Origin of the sequence: Pseudomonas sp. 37 R 15, assembly GCF_900004865.1 — a bacterium.
Lineage (GTDB): Bacteria > Pseudomonadota > Gammaproteobacteria > Pseudomonadales > Pseudomonadaceae > Aquipseudomonas > Aquipseudomonas fluorescens_AM.
In genome coordinates, this window is the sequence record NZ_CVTV01000034.1 from 25,298 (window position 1) to 39,045 (window position 13,748).

Sequence of the window (13,748 nt, forward strand, 5' to 3'; positions counted from 1 at the left end):
CGTGCAGGGTTGGTGAAGCCAGGGGGCGATCAATTCGCCTCTAGAAGTGGGTCGAGTGCGCGAACGTGCTCGACTTGCCAGCCAATCGGTACTACGTCGCCGACCGTCAGGGCCGGGTCCAGCTCGGCAATCGGTTGTTTCACGAAAAAATCGGTCTTGCCGCAGACTTCCAGGCGCACACGCACGTGGTCGCCCAGGTAGATGAACTCCGCCACCCGCCCGGAGAAACGGTTGATGCAGCGGTCACTTGCGCCATTGAGGCTGACGCGCTCCGGACGCACCGACAGGGTCACCGGGCCGCCGATCGCGCCGACATTCACCGCCAGCGCCTCGACCTTCTCGCCGCGCGCCAGCTCCACCACACAGCGCTCGCCGGTGTGGCTGTGGAGACGGCCATTGAGGCGGTTGTTTTCGCCGATGAAGTTGGCCACAAAGGTGTTCTTCGGTTCTTCATACAGGCTGCGCGGCGCGGCGATCTGCTGGATTTCGCCCTGGTGGAACACCGCCACACGGTCGGACATGGTCAAGGCTTCGCCCTGGTCATGGGTCACATACACCACGGTCACGCCGAGGCGCTGATGCAGGTGCTTGATTTCCATCTGCATGTGTTCGCGCAATTGCTTGTCGAGGGCACCCAGGGGTTCGTCCATCAGCACCAGTTGCGGTTCGAACACCAATGCGCGGGCCAGTGCCACCCGCTGTTGCTGGCCCCCCGACAGTTGCGCCGGGTAGCGCTGGGCGAAGGCGTCGAGCTGGACCATGCTCAGCACGCGCTTGACCCGCTCGCTGATGTCGGTCTTGCTCAAGCCACGCACGGACAGGGGAAACGCCAGGTTCTCGGCCACGGTCATGTGCGGGAACAATGCGTAGTTCTGGAACACCATGCCAATGTCGCGCTTGTGCGGCGGCACGTTATTGATCGAGCGTCCGGCCAGCTGGATTTCGCCGGCGGTGGGGGTTTCGAAGCCGGCCAGCATCATCAGGCTGGTGGTCTTGCCCGAACCGGACGGCCCGAGCAGGGTGAGGAACTCGCCCTTGCGAATCTCCAGGTTGAGGTCTTTGACGATCAGGTTTTCGCCATCGTAGCTTTTCTGCACGCCACGAAAGCTGACCAGCACATCATTTGTATCCGCCTCGCTCATACCCGCACCTTTGTGTTTTGGACCGCTGTGACACAAGCGTAGTCCAGGCGCGAGGCCCCGGAAATCGGGGGCCAGGAGAGAATCGCATCAGCCGGATGGAAGGTTCGGGGTAGGGATCGCCCTACCCGGATGACGGGCATGGGACAGTGCAGCGGCAAGCCCGTGTCGGGCGGCGCTTGCGAGGTGTCGTTAATGGATACGCCGCTACAGCAGCTTGTGTTCCATGGCGTATTTCACCAACTCGGCCAGGGAGGTGATATTGAGCTTTTGCATCAAGCGCGCCTTGTGGGTGCTGATGGTCTTGCTGCTCAGGGCCAACTGCAGGGCGATGTCGTTGACGTTGGCGCCTTGTGCCAGACGTTCGAACACCGAGAACTCGCGCTCCGACAGCAGCGAGTGCAAGGGGCGCGAATCCGTCAGGCCGACTTCGAAGACCATGCGGTCTGCCAGGTCCGGGTCGATATAGCGCCCGCCCGCCGCGACCTTGCGAATCGCCATCAACAGCAGTGCCGGGTCGCTGTCCTTGGTGGCATAGCCGGCCGCGCCGACCTTGAGGGCGCGAGCAGCCATTTGCGCCTCATCGTGCATGGACAACACCAGGATCGCCGGCGGGTTACTCAGCGCCCGGATACGCGCGATAGCCTCCAGGCCATTCACGCCGGGCATGGAGATATCCAGCAACACCACCTCGCACGGCACATGGCGCAGGGTCTCCAGCAATTGCTCGCCATTGCTCGCTTCGCCCACCACCAGCAGGTCCTTGGCCAGGCCGATCAATTGCTTGAGGCCTTCTCGGACAATGGTGTGGTCTTCGGCTACCAGTACGCGGATCACAGGGGTTTCCTCTTATTGTTGTCAGGCATCCAACGGCACCGTGACACTCAGGGTGGTGCCCTCCCCCAACTCGCTGACCAGGCTCAACTGCCCGCCCATGATCAGCACCCGTTCACGCATGCCGACCAGGCCGAACGACACCGCTCGCCCCTGCGCCTGCACGAAGCCGATTCCGTCATCGCTGATGGTCAGTCGCAGGTTCGGGCCATCTACGCCCAGCGTCAGCTCCACAGTATGCGCCTGGGCATGGCGCATCACATTGGTCAGCGCTTCCTGCAGGATGCGGAACAGACCGATGGCCTTGGCGTCGCTCAGTACCGGCGGGTTGTCCGGGACGCGTACCAGACAGGGAATCTGCGTGCGCGCTTCGAAACGGCGCGCCTGCCATTCGATGGCCGAGGCAATGCCGGCGTCGAGAATCGGCGGGCGCAGCGCGGTGGCGACATCACGGACCAGTTGGAAAAGCTGGGCGATCAGGCGCTTCATGCTGTTCAAGCGCTCGTTCAGGCCCGGGTCGAGTTGCGCATAGGCCAATTCACACATAGAGGTTTCCAGTTTGAGCACGGTGAGCATCTGCCCGAGTTCGTCGTGTACCTCGCGGGCGATACGCGCCTTTTCTTCTTCGCGCACCGTTTCCAGGTGGGCCGACAATTCGCGCAACTGTGCCTCGCTCTGCAGCAAGGCGGCCACATAACGGCGGCGCTCGGTGACGTCAGTCAGGTAAACCACCAGGTACTCGCCGTCGGCAAAGCGCAGAAAACTCAACGATACGTCCGCCGGCAGGATACTGCCGTCGGCGCGCAGGCAGTCGGTGGCGAAGGTCTGCGCGCCTTCCTCGCTGGCACGCCCACGCTTCCACAGATTGAGCCAGCGGTCCATGGTCAACGTCGGGTCGAAATCGATCAGCGGTCGCTCGATCAACGCGCCGGCGCCATAGCCGAGCATGGTTTCGGCGGCGCGATTGGCGTAACGCACGTGACTGTCCCAATTCACCCACAGGATGCCGACCGTACTTTGATCGATGGAAAACTGCGTCAGGCGCAAGGCTTCAGCGCCAGCGGCGCGGGCTGCACTTTCCTCCCGCGCCGCCAACAGGTCGTGCTCCAGGTGACGCTGTTGGCGGCGCTGCCAGAGCACCGCCGCGAGGCTGGCGAGCAGCATCAGCCCCAACAGCACGCTGAGGTTTTTCCACAAGCCCATGGCGTCCGATAAACGCGGGTACTGAGGTTGCAGCCAGCGGCTGTGCAATTGGTCGAGGTCGCGGGCGGGTATCGCCCGCAAGGCGCTTTGCATGATGCCGGCCAGCTGCGGCCATTCACGCCGCGTGGCCACCCGCAGCAACTGCGGCAAGCCGATATCGCCGACCACCGCCAGCCCGGCAAACTCCGCCTCGCCGGACAACCGCCCCAGTTGCGCCTCATCCACCACTGCATAGCGTGCCTGCCGACTCACCAGTAACTGCAGGGCCTGGCGCTCCATGGGCACGCCTTGCAGGTTAAGGTTGGGGTACGTACTGCGCAGGTAATCGGCCACCGTGCTGGGCATGCGCACCGCGATGCGCGATTGTGCGTCGAGCTTTTCCAGCTCCACCGCGCCGCCGCCTTCGCGAATACCGACGATATGCTGGGGCACACGCATATAAGGGTCGCTGAACAACCACAGGCGCAAGCCGGCCGGGGTTTGCTGCAGGCCCGGAGCGATATCCACCTCGCCATCGCGCACGGCGGCTTCCAACTGCTGCTGATCGGGAAAGTTGCGCCAGGTCAGCTCGATGCCAAGCGCCTTGGCCAGCCATTGCATCAACTCGACATTGGCCCCGGACAACCGCTGCAGCCGTCGGTCGTATTGCGCGTAAGGCGCCTGCAATACCAGGCCCACCCGCAGTTGCGGGTGCTGCGCCAGCCACGCACGCTGCTGCGCATTCAGTTGCGCCTGGGGCACGACGGGAGCAGGCGCGGCGTTGCCCATCAAGGCAACACACAGACAGCCGATAACCAGCAGCAAGCGAAAACCCATGATCCACGTCTCACATCACTGACAAATACCGATCAACCCATTAGGCTGCTGGAATCACTTCTGGCCGGGATTTAACGATGCCACCTCGAAACCGTTCGGCACTGCCAGCATTGTGCCTGTCGCTGCTATTTACCAGCGCCTTTTCTGTTCAAGCCGCCGATGCGCCAGCAGCCGTCGCGGAAAAACCCGCCGAGCGCCAGCCCTTGCCCGAGCGCAGCGAGGCAGAAGCGCGCGCGCTCGAACGTCAGGTTGCGCAACAGGAACAACAACAATTGCAGGCCGGCAGCGAGTCGTTCCTGGCCCTGTGGAAGCCCGCCAACGGAGCCGACCCCCAAGGTGTGGTGATTATCGTGCCAGGCGCCGGCGAAAATGCCGACTGGCCGCAAGCAATCGGCCCGTTGCGCCGTAAACTGCCAGACGCTGCCTGGGGCACCCTCAGCCTGTCATTGCCGGACGTCAACCTGGACACCTTGCCGCCACGCGTCATCGAGCCGCCCAAAGCGGCGGTCGATACCAGCAGCAAGGACGGCAGCACGGTCGCCAAACCCGTCGAACAGGCTGCCAGTGCGGAAGCCGAAGGCACTGACCCGGCGGTGGTACCGGGCGCGGATGAACAGGACAAGACCGACGCCAAACGTATCTTCGACCGCATCGACGCTGCCGTCGCCTTCGCCCAGACCCAGGGCGCTCGCAGTGTGGCACTGCTCGGTCACGGCACCGGTGCATGGTGGGCTGCGCGCTACCTGAGCGAGAAACAACCCGCCCAGGTGCAGAAACTGGTGATGGTGGCCGGGAAGACACCCGCCGCTCGTCAACCGGACCTGCAGCAGTTGGCGCCGGCGTTGAAAGTGCCTACCGCGGATGTGTTCTACCAGGACGGCGCCCAGGACGGCAAAAATGCACTGGCCCGTATGCAGGCGGCCAAACGCGGCAAGAATGACGGCTACAAGCCGGTGCAACTCCACGCCCTGCCCGGCAACGATGCCGCCGAGCAGGAGCAGTTGTACCGCAGAGTTCGCGGCTGGTTGAGCCCGCAGGGCAGCGAAGGCTGATCACAGTTTCGCAAATGCCACAAAACCAATGTGGGAGGGGGCTTGCCCCCGATAGCGGTGTATCAGCTGCCACACGTGCTGACTGACACTCCGCCATCGGGGGCAAGCCCCCTCCCACATTTGATCGGCGTTCTCAGGCTGGCACTATCAACGAAAGTCCCGCCGCTCGCGAATCAATGCGTAAGCGTTATGCAACTCACGGGTACGCTCGGTCGCCTCGCGCACTTGTGCGGGGCTGGCGCCACTGCCGGCGATCTTGTCCGGGTGGTGGCGGCTGAGCAAGCGGCGATAGGCGTGCTTGATCACCGAGGGCTCAGCGGTGGCCGTCACTCCCAGAATCCGCAGCGCTTCCTGATAAGCCCCGCCACGATTGGCCAGCGGCTTGCGCGCCGGCGCGTAATCGGAAGCCAACGCGCGGATTTGCTGCGGCGTCCAGCCCAGCCATTTGCCCCACAACTGGATCAGCTCACGCTCGGTATCATCCGCCCGGCCATCGGCCCAGGCCATGCGCCAACAGGCACGTAGAACCCCCTCGGCGGCATGGGGTTGCGCCTTGAGCACGCGCAGATAACGGCGGACACGGTCAGTGCCGGACTTGCCGCGATTGAAGGCCATGATGGCTCGGCGCTGGGCCGGCTCGGTCATGTCCAGCGCGCGCATTTCCTGGCGCGCCTGCTGGATATGCCCGTCCACAATGCGCCCATTGCTTTTGGCCAGACGCCCCAGCAGCACGAACAACAATTCGTCGTTGCGCAACGCGGGGCGCCCGCCAAGGCGTTCGCGTAACTGCGCCCAGCTGTGCAATTGCAGGCGCCGGTCCAGCGCCTGCCCCAGCAATGCACCCAACAAAGCCCCCGGGATGCTGGCAATCGCAAAGCCAGCCCCGGCGCCGATCAGCGTCCCTGGCCACAACATCCTATCGTCCTGCTGTCAGCAAGGTTTCGACCTGCGCCAGACGTTCAAGCGTTCCGACATCCACCCAGCGTCCCTTCATGTGTTCACCCGTTACCCGACCTTTGGTCATCGCCGCACGCAACAACGGCGCAAGCTTGAAGGCACCCGCACTGCAACCCGCGAACAATTGAGGGTCAAGCACAGAAATGCCACTGAAGGTCAGGTTATCGGCACCGGGCGCCGCATCATGAAGCACGCCGTCGCTCAGGTGGAAGTCACCGCCGGACGGATGATGCGCCGGGTTGTCGACCATCACCAGATGGGCCAGGCCCTGGAGCGGTCGCTTCAATTGGCTGAAGTCGTAATCGGTCCAGATATCGCCGTTGACCACCAGGAACGGCTCGTCCCCCAGCAACGCCAGCGCCTGGAAAATTCCGCCGCCGGTTTCCAGCGGCTCGCCTTCGGCTGAATAACGGATACGCACGCCGAACTGGGCACCGTCCCCCAGATAGCTTTCGATCTGCTGACCGAGCCAGGCATGGTTGATCACGATCTCGGTGAAGCCGGCCTTGGCCAGCGCTTCAAGGTGATACTCGATCAGCCGTTTGCCGCCTGCCTGCACCAGCGGCTTGGGCGTATGCAGCGTCAGCGGGCGCATGCGCTCGCCCTTGCCGGCCGCCAGGATCATCGCCTTCATACGCAAGCCTCGGCCGGTTGGCGCAGGCTGCCGAGCAGTTCGCCCAGGTCGCTCAACTCAGGTCGGTCGGCGAGCACCGCTTCTATATAGGCAAAGAAGCGCGGCACGTCCGCCAGATAGCGCGGCTTGCCATCCCGGTGACAGATCCGCGCGAAGATACCGATGACCTTGAGGTGACGTTGCACGCCCATCAGGTCGCTGGCGCGCAGGAAGTCTTCAAAATCATCCTGCACGGGGATGCCCAACTGCCCGGCGCGTTCCCAATAGCCGCGCTGCCACGCGCGCACGCGGGCCTGGGGCCAGCTGAGGAAGGCGTCCTTGAACAGGCAGGTAATGTCATAGGTCACCGGGCCATAGACCGCATCCTGGAAATCCAGCACCCCAGGGCTGGGCTCACTGATCATCAGGTTGCGCGGCATATAGTCGCGGTGCACCAGCACGTTGGGCTGGGCCAGGGCGCTTTCGATCAACCGTTCACTGACCCGCTGCCAGAGGGCCTGCTGCCGGGTATCAAGCTCTATACCCAGGTGCCGGCGTACGTACCATTCAGGGAACAACTCGAGCTCGCGACGCAACAAGGCGACGTCATAGCTGGGCAGCGGCGCGTCCATCGGCAACTGCTGAAACGCCAGCAACGCATCGATGGCGTCGGCGAACAATTGATCGGCGTTTTGCTCGTCAATCACGTCCAGGTAGGTTTTTCGGCCCAGGTCATTGAGCAAAAGAAAGCCACGGGGCAAATCTTCTGCATAAATTTTTGGCACATTAATTCCCGATTTCGCGAGCAAATGCGCGATATCGACGAAAGGTTTGCAGTTTTCCTGGGGCGGTGGCGCGTCCATCACGACGAATGTATGCGCCCCGCCCTCCCACCGGAAGTAACGCCTGAAACTCGCGTCACTGCTGGCCGCGGTCAATGTGGCCGGGGGTACGGCGCCCCAGTCCTGAGCGTTGAAGAGAATTGGCAACTGCTCATCCAGCCAGACTTCCAGCTGTTGTAAACGTAGATCGTGCTCGGGCATTACAAGGGTCTCCGACGGCGCTAGCCGTCAAGCGGGGCATGCTTTATTATCACGCATCTTTTTCAGACCATCGAGAGGCGTGCGGCCCAAACCGCGGGCAGATGGCACGCAGGAAGCCCGGACTAATAAGATGGCATTGAAATCCCCCGCGTTTCGTAGAAAATTTCCGTTGCTGGTAACCGGCAGTCTGCTGGCCTTGCAACCTTTCGCCACCTCATTCGTGGTCGCCGCGGAACAGTATGACTGCTCAGTCTCTGCTTCGGGTGCCTGGGATTGCGCGCCGAAGACGGCCGCCGCCCCATTGCCACCGCGCCCGGTGCATGACGGTTCTGCCGTCAGCTCGGCCAACAGCACGCCGCAGGGCGAAGCTGGCGGCAGCGTCGACGCCGAGCCCAAGACCATGCTGGTCACCGAAGCCAAGGGCCGTGGGCTGCGTTCGCGCAGCAAAGACTACAGCCACCTGGACTGGGTGCCTCGCGAGAAACTGACCGCAGCACAGCTGGCCGAAACCGGCCCTTACTGCGGCGGCTCCTACATCGAGCCGACGCGTCCTGGCATGAACGACAAGACGAACAAGAGCGATGCGCCGACTTTCATCGGTGCCAAGGCCTCTCGTTACGAGCAGGAACAGCAGGTTGCCACACTGGCCGGTGACGTCGTCATGCGCCAGGGCAGCATGCAGCTGGAGTCCGACGAAGCCAGCCTGTACCAGGCCGAGAACCGTGGCGAGCTGAACGGCAACGTGCGCCTGCGTGACAACGGCGCGCTGATCGTGGGCGACCGTGCCCAGGTCCAGCTCGATACCGGCGCGGCCCAGATCGACAACGCCGAGTACGTGATGCACAAGTCGCGTATCCGCGGTAACGCGCTGTACGCCAAGCGTGCCGAGAATGCGATCATCCGTCTCAAGGACGGTACGTACACCACCTGCGAGCCGGACAGCAACGCCTGGCAGCTCAAGGGCAACAACATCACGTTGAACCCGGCCACCGGTTTCGGTACCGCCACCAACGCGACGTTGCGGGTCAAGAACATCCCGATCCTGTACACCCCTTACATCTACTTCCCGATTGACGACCGCCGTCAATCAGGCTTCCTGCCGCCGAGCTTCAGCACCGGCAGTGAAACTGGCTTTACCCTCGTGACGCCGTACTACTTCAACCTGGCACCGAACTACGACGCCACGTTGTACCCGCAATACATGACCAAGCGCGGCCTGTTGATGGAAGGCGAATTCCGCTACCTCACCAAGTCCAGCGAAGGCCAGTTCGGCGGAGCGTACCTGAACGACGATAACGACGAGCGCAAGAACCAGACCGATTACGAAAAAACCCGCTACATGCTCAACTGGCAGCACAGGGGCGGGTTGGATTCGCGCCTGACGTCCCAGGTGGACTACACCAAGATCAGCGACCCTTATTACTTCCAGGATCTGAAGTCGTTCGAGGAAGGTGTAGAGAACCAGGACTTCCTGAACCAGCAGGGTTCCCTGACGTATCGCGGCGACTCTTATCAGGCTCGCTTGAATGTCCAAGCGTACCAACTGTCCACAATCTCTCAGATCACGCCGTATGACCGGTTGCCGCAGCTCACGCTGAACGGCCAACTGCCGTTTCATCCGGGCGGCTTGAACTTCAGTTATGAAACCGAAGCCGTACGCTTTGATCGTGACTTGCAGAGCGGTACGTTCACCGACGAAAACGGCTTGGTTTCACCTCGCCTGGATAGCAACGTACTGGGTCTTACCCGCGCCAACGGTACTCGTCTGAACGTCGCGCCAGCCGTCGAATACCCGATGAACTGGACCTACGGCTTTATCACGCCGAAGCTCAAGTACGTCTACACCAAGTACGATCTTGACCTGGATGGTACAGGCAAGAGCCAAATGGCCCTTGCCGGTCAAACTTTCAAGAGCTCCCAGGACCGCGCAATACCTGTTGCCAGCGTAGACAGCGGCCTGTACTTCGACCGCAGAACCAATTTGTTCGGCAAGGACTTCAACCAGACCCTCGAACCGCGAGCCTACTACCTCTACGTACCAAACAAGGACCAGAGCGATATTCCGGTGTTTGATACTAGCGAATACTCGTTCAGCTATTCCTCATTGTTCCGCGACAACCGCTTCAGCGGTTCCGACCGGATCGGTGACGAGAACAAGCTGTCCCTGGGCGTAACCAGCCGCTGGATCGAAGATAACGGTTTTGAGCGCCAACGTGTTTCGGTAGGTCAGGCCGTGTACTTCAAGGACCGTGAGGTTCAACTGCCAGGCGTATTGGCCGCCGATCGTGATGACGCGCGTACCGACGTATCGCCGATCGCGCTGGAATACGAATTCCACTTCAACCGCGACTGGCGCGCCACAGCCGACTACAACTGGGATCCCGAGAGCCACTCTCCACGGTCCGGCAGCGCGATGTTCCACTACCAGCCGGAGAACGACCCGAACAAGGTTATCAACCTCGGTTATCGCTATCGCAACGACCAGGTCGTCTATAACCAGCTGACCAACAAATGGCAGTTCGGTGGCGACTACGGCAGGCCAGGCGAAGAGAACTACGTGAAGGATTACTACAAAATCCAGCAACACGACTTCTCGATGATGTGGCCGATCATTCCACAGTGGAACCTGATCACCCGCTGGCAGTATGACTATGCACGCAACCGTACCCTGGAAGCCTTTGGTGGTTTCGAGTACGACAACTGCTGCTGGAAACTGCGTGTGATCAACCGTTATTGGGTTTCCAACGACGAATATACCCAGATCGCCCCCCTTAACGAAAAGGGTGACCACGGGCTCTTCTTCCAGATCGTCCTTAAAGGACTCGGCGGCCTGACCGGCGCCAAGGTAGAGAGCTTCCTCGACAAAGGCATTGAAGGTTATCGTGAACGTGAAGACAAAGCTTTCTGAGTGTTTGCGCCCGCTAGTGCTGGGCGCGCTGTTCCTGGGTGCCGCCTCGGCGCATGCCGCGGTGCAACAGCTGGATAAAGTCGCAGCCATCGTCGATAACGACGTGATCATGCAGAGCCAGCTGGACCAACGGGTCAAGGAAGTTCAGCAAACCATCGCCAAGCGTGGCGGTGGGGTACCGCCGACCAGCGTCCTGGAACCCCAGGTGCTGGAACGCCTGATCGTCGAAAACCTGCAACTGCAGATCGGCGAACGCTCCGGCATCCGTATTTCGGACGAAGAGCTGAACCAGGCCGTCGGTACCATCGCTCAACGTAACAACATGAGCATCGATCAGTTCCGCGCAGCCCTGGCGCACGATGGCCTGTCCTATGAGGACGCGCGTGACCAGATCAAGCGGGAAATGATCATCAGCCGCGTACGCCAACGCCGCGTAGCGGAGCGGGTTCAGGTGTCGGAGCAGGAAGTGAAGAACTTCCTGGCCTCGGACCTGGGCAAGATGCAACTCTCCGAAGAGCTGCACCTGGCCAATATCCTGATCCCGACGCCAGACAGTGCCAACGCCGAGCAGCTCAATGCCGCTGCGGCCAAAACCCAGGCGATCTACGACCGCCTCAAGGCGGGCGCTGATTTCGCGCAGATGGCGATTGCCCAGTCCGGCAGCGACAACGCGCTCGACGGTGGTGACATGGGCTGGCGTAAAGCCGCGCAACTGCCACCGCCGTTCGACCGTGAGCTGAGTGCCATGAACGTGGGTGACATCACCCAACCGGCGCGTACCCCAGGCGGTTTTATCATCCTCAAGCTGCTCGGCAAGCGCGGCGGCGAGACCTCGCTGAAAGACGAAGTACACGTTCGTCACATCCTGGTCAAACCGAGCGAAATCCGCACCGAGGCACAAACCAAGGAGCTGGCCCAGAAGATCTATGACCGCATCGAAAGCGGTGAAGACTTCGCCACCCTGGCCAAGAGTTTCTCGGAAGACCCAGGCTCGGCCCTCAACGGCGGCGACCTGAACTGGATCGACCCGAAAGCCCTGGTGCCCGAGTTCCAGCAAGTGATGGCCGATACGCCGCAAGGCGTGCTGTCCAAGCCGTTCAAGACCCAATACGGCTGGCATGTACTGGAAGTCCTTGGCCGTCGCGCCACCGACAACACCAACCAGGCCCGCGAACAGCAAGCCCTGACCGTACTGCGCAACCGCAAGTACGACGAAGAGCTGCAAACCTGGTTGCGTCAGATCCGTGACGAAGCCTACGTAGAAAACAAGCTGCCAGGCGCCGAGCAAACAGGCACCGACCAGGCAGCCCAGTGAAACCCCAGCGTTTCGCGGTAACACCCGGCGAGCCGGCCGGCATTGGTCCAGACCTGTGCCTGCTGCTCGCCTCGCAACCCCAGCCACATCCCCTGATTGCCATTACCAGCCGCGACCTGCTCCTTGAGCGGGCCGCGCAACTGGGTGTGGCCGTCAACCTGCTGAGCGTCGCACCGGACAATTGGCCCGACCTGCCGGCGCCAGCGGGCAGCCTGTACGTGTGGGACACCCCTTTGCACGCCAGGGTCGTCGCCGGACAACTGGACAAGGCCAATGCCGCCTTTGTCCTGGAAACCCTGACCCGTGCCGGGCAAGGCTGCATCGACGGCGACTTCGCCGGCATGATCACCGCGCCCGTCCATAAAGGCGTGATCAATGAATCCGGCATCGCCTTCTCCGGCCATACCGAATTCCTTGCCGAACTCACCCAGACCGAACAAGTCGTGATGATGCTGGCCACCCGTGGCCTTCGCGTCGCGCTGGTTACCACCCATCTGCCGCTGCGCGATATCGCCGACGCCATCACCGCCGAGCGCATCGAACGCGTCACGCGCATCTTGCACGCCGACCTGCAACAAAAATTCGGCATTGCCCAACCGCGCATCCTGGTCTGTGGGCTCAACCCCCACGCCGGTGAAGGCGGCCATTTGGGCCATGAAGAAATCGACATCATTGAACCGACATTAGAGCGCCTGCGCCAAGAAGGCATGGACCTGCGCGGCCCATTGCCTGCAGACACTCTGTTTACCCCCAAATATCTGGAGCACTGCGACGCAGTGCTGGCGATGTACCATGACCAGGGGCTGCCCGTGCTGAAATACAAAGGCTTCGGCGCCGCAGTCAACGTGACACTGGGCCTGCCGATCATCCGCACCTCCGTCGACCATGGCACTGCCCTGGACCTGGCAGGCAGCGGCAAGATCGATACCGGCAGCCTGCACGTGGCCCTGGAAACCGCCTATCAGATGGCCGAGACCCGTATATGACCGAGCATTACCAACACCGGGCGCGCAAGCGCTTCGGGCAAAACTTCCTGCACGACGCTGGCGTGATCGACCGCATCCTGCGCTCCATCCATGCCAAGCCAGAAGACCGCCTGCTGGAAATCGGCCCGGGCCAGGGCGCACTGACCCAAGGCCTGCTGGCCAGTGGCGGTCAACTGGATGTGGTGGAGCTGGACAAGGACCTGATCCCGATCCTCAATCAGCAATTTGCCGACAAGCCCAACTTCAACCTGCATCAGGGCGATGCGCTGAAGTTCGACTTCAACACCCTCAACGCCGCGCCCAACAGCCTGCGCGTTGTCGGTAACCTGCCGTACAACATCTCCACCCCGCTGATATTCCACCTGCTGAACAACGCCGGGATCATCCGCGACATGCACTTCATGCTGCAAAAAGAAGTGGTGGAACGCCTGGCCGCAGGCCCAGGGGGTGGCGATTGGGGCCGCCTGTCGATCATGGTTCAGTACCACTGCCGCGTCGAACACCTGTTCAACGTCGGCCCGGGTGCGTTCAACCCGCCGCCGAAGGTCGACTCGGCCATCGTGCGCCTGGTGCCGCATGCGGTACTGCCGCACCCGGCCAAGGACCACAAACTGCTGGAGCGCGTCGTGCGCGAAGCGTTCAACCAACGCCGCAAGACCCTGCGCAACACGCTCAAGGCGCTGTTGAGCAATGCCGAGATCGAAGCTGCCGGCGTCGATGGCAGCCTGCGTCCCGAGCAACTGGACCTGGCCGCATTCGTGCGCCTGGCCGACCAGTTGGCTATCCAGCCTGCGCCAGTAGCAGACCAGGTGTAAGCACACATGTGGGAGGGGGCTTGCCCCCGATTGCGGTAGACCAGTCAATATATTCAGCGACTGGTAC

11 protein-coding genes are annotated in these 13,748 nt (G+C 62.0%); 5 read left to right on the top strand and 6 right to left on the bottom strand.

All coding sequences use genetic code 11. The annotated features are described in order from the left end of the window. Positions 1-29: 29 nt before the first annotated feature. From BFQ04_RS11365 to BFQ04_RS11375, 3 genes are all read right to left on the bottom strand, one after another. Entirely contained in the window at positions 30-1,142 is a 1,113-nt protein-coding gene (locus BFQ04_RS11365; RefSeq protein WP_065950906.1) for an ABC transporter ATP-binding protein, read from the bottom strand. 204 nt (positions 1,143-1,346) lie between these two features. Then, positions 1,347-1,976: a response regulator gene (locus BFQ04_RS11370; protein WP_065950907.1), complete on the bottom strand. Its 630-nt coding sequence runs from the start codon at positions 1,974-1,976 to the stop codon at positions 1,347-1,349. 21 nt (positions 1,977-1,997) lie between these two features. Next, the gene (locus BFQ04_RS11375; protein ID WP_065950908.1) at positions 1,998-3,992 is read right to left on the bottom strand and encodes a sensor histidine kinase; all 1,995 of its coding nucleotides are present in this window, start codon (positions 3,990-3,992) and stop codon (positions 1,998-2,000) included. A 77-nt stretch (positions 3,993-4,069) separates the two neighbouring features. Between BFQ04_RS11375 and BFQ04_RS11380 the strand changes: the two genes are divergently transcribed. Then, entirely contained in the window at positions 4,070-5,044 is a 975-nt protein-coding gene (locus BFQ04_RS11380; protein ID WP_065950909.1) for an alpha/beta hydrolase family protein, read from the top strand. A 147-nt stretch (positions 5,045-5,191) separates the two neighbouring features. Here the strand turns inward: BFQ04_RS11380 and BFQ04_RS11385 are convergent, their stop codons facing one another. The 3 genes from BFQ04_RS11385 to BFQ04_RS11395 are packed head-to-tail and all read right to left on the bottom strand — an operon-like array spanning position 5,192 to position 7,657. After that, positions 5,192-5,959 carry a TerB family tellurite resistance protein gene (locus BFQ04_RS11385; protein WP_065950910.1) on the bottom strand — a complete coding sequence of 256 codons (768 nt, stop codon included), beginning with the start codon at positions 5,957-5,959 and terminating at the stop codon, positions 5,192-5,194. 1 nt (position 5,960) lies between these two features. Then, a complete protein-coding gene (gene murU / locus BFQ04_RS11390; protein WP_065950911.1) occupies positions 5,961-6,635 on the bottom strand; it encodes an N-acetylmuramate alpha-1-phosphate uridylyltransferase MurU in 675 nt (224 codons plus the stop codon). Further along, positions 6,632-7,657, bottom strand: a complete 1,026-nt coding sequence (locus BFQ04_RS11395) for an aminoglycoside phosphotransferase family protein (RefSeq protein WP_065950912.1) — start codon at positions 7,655-7,657, stop codon at positions 6,632-6,634. Before BFQ04_RS11395 ends, murU begins: the two co-directional genes overlap by 4 nt. Before the next feature lie 130 nt (positions 7,658-7,787). Between BFQ04_RS11395 and BFQ04_RS11400 the strand changes: the two genes are divergently transcribed. The 4 genes from BFQ04_RS11400 to rsmA are packed head-to-tail and all read left to right on the top strand — an operon-like array spanning position 7,788 to position 13,681. Further along, positions 7,788-10,565: an LPS-assembly protein LptD gene (locus BFQ04_RS11400; protein WP_065950913.1), complete on the top strand. Its 2,778-nt coding sequence runs from the start codon at positions 7,788-7,790 to the stop codon at positions 10,563-10,565. Beyond that, a complete protein-coding gene (locus tag BFQ04_RS11405) occupies positions 10,546-11,880 on the top strand; it encodes a peptidylprolyl isomerase (protein ID WP_083217966.1) in 1,335 nt (444 codons plus the stop codon). The genes BFQ04_RS11400 and BFQ04_RS11405 overlap by 20 nt, the downstream gene beginning before the upstream one ends. Continuing rightward, positions 11,877-12,866, top strand: coding sequence for a 4-hydroxythreonine-4-phosphate dehydrogenase PdxA (gene pdxA, locus BFQ04_RS11410; RefSeq protein ID WP_065950915.1), 990 nt, complete (start codon positions 11,877-11,879; stop codon positions 12,864-12,866). Before BFQ04_RS11405 ends, pdxA begins: the two co-directional genes overlap by 4 nt. After that, on the top strand, positions 12,863-13,681 hold the full coding sequence (gene rsmA / locus BFQ04_RS11415) for a 16S rRNA (adenine(1518)-N(6)/adenine(1519)-N(6))-dimethyltransferase RsmA (RefSeq protein ID WP_065950916.1): 819 nt from the start codon (positions 12,863-12,865) through the stop codon (positions 13,679-13,681). Before pdxA ends, rsmA begins: the two co-directional genes overlap by 4 nt. The last annotated feature ends 67 nt before the right edge of the window (positions 13,682-13,748 follow it).

What these genes read in the sequence shown, in the direction of transcription:
- BFQ04_RS11365 (WP_065950906.1), bottom strand. Translation starts at nt 1,142, where the DNA reads ATGAGCGAGGCGGATACAAATGATGTGCTGGTCAGCTTTCGTGGCGTG.
- BFQ04_RS11375 (WP_065950908.1), bottom strand. Translation starts at nt 3,992, where the DNA reads ATGGGTTTTCGCTTGCTGCTGGTTATCGGCTGTCTGTGTGTTGCCTTG.
- BFQ04_RS11380 (WP_065950909.1), top strand. Translation starts at nt 4,070, where the DNA reads ATGCCACCTCGAAACCGTTCGGCACTGCCAGCATTGTGCCTGTCGCTG.
- BFQ04_RS11385 (WP_065950910.1), bottom strand. Translation starts at nt 5,959, where the DNA reads ATGTTGTGGCCAGGGACGCTGATCGGCGCCGGGGCTGGCTTTGCGATT.
- murU (WP_065950911.1), bottom strand. Translation starts at nt 6,635, where the DNA reads ATGAAGGCGATGATCCTGGCGGCCGGCAAGGGCGAGCGCATGCGCCCG.
- BFQ04_RS11395 (WP_065950912.1), bottom strand. Translation starts at nt 7,657, where the DNA reads ATGCCCGAGCACGATCTACGTTTACAACAGCTGGAAGTCTGGCTGGAT.
- BFQ04_RS11400 (WP_065950913.1), top strand. Translation starts at nt 7,788, where the DNA reads ATGGCATTGAAATCCCCCGCGTTTCGTAGAAAATTTCCGTTGCTGGTA.
- rsmA (WP_065950916.1), top strand. Translation starts at nt 12,863, where the DNA reads ATGACCGAGCATTACCAACACCGGGCGCGCAAGCGCTTCGGGCAAAAC.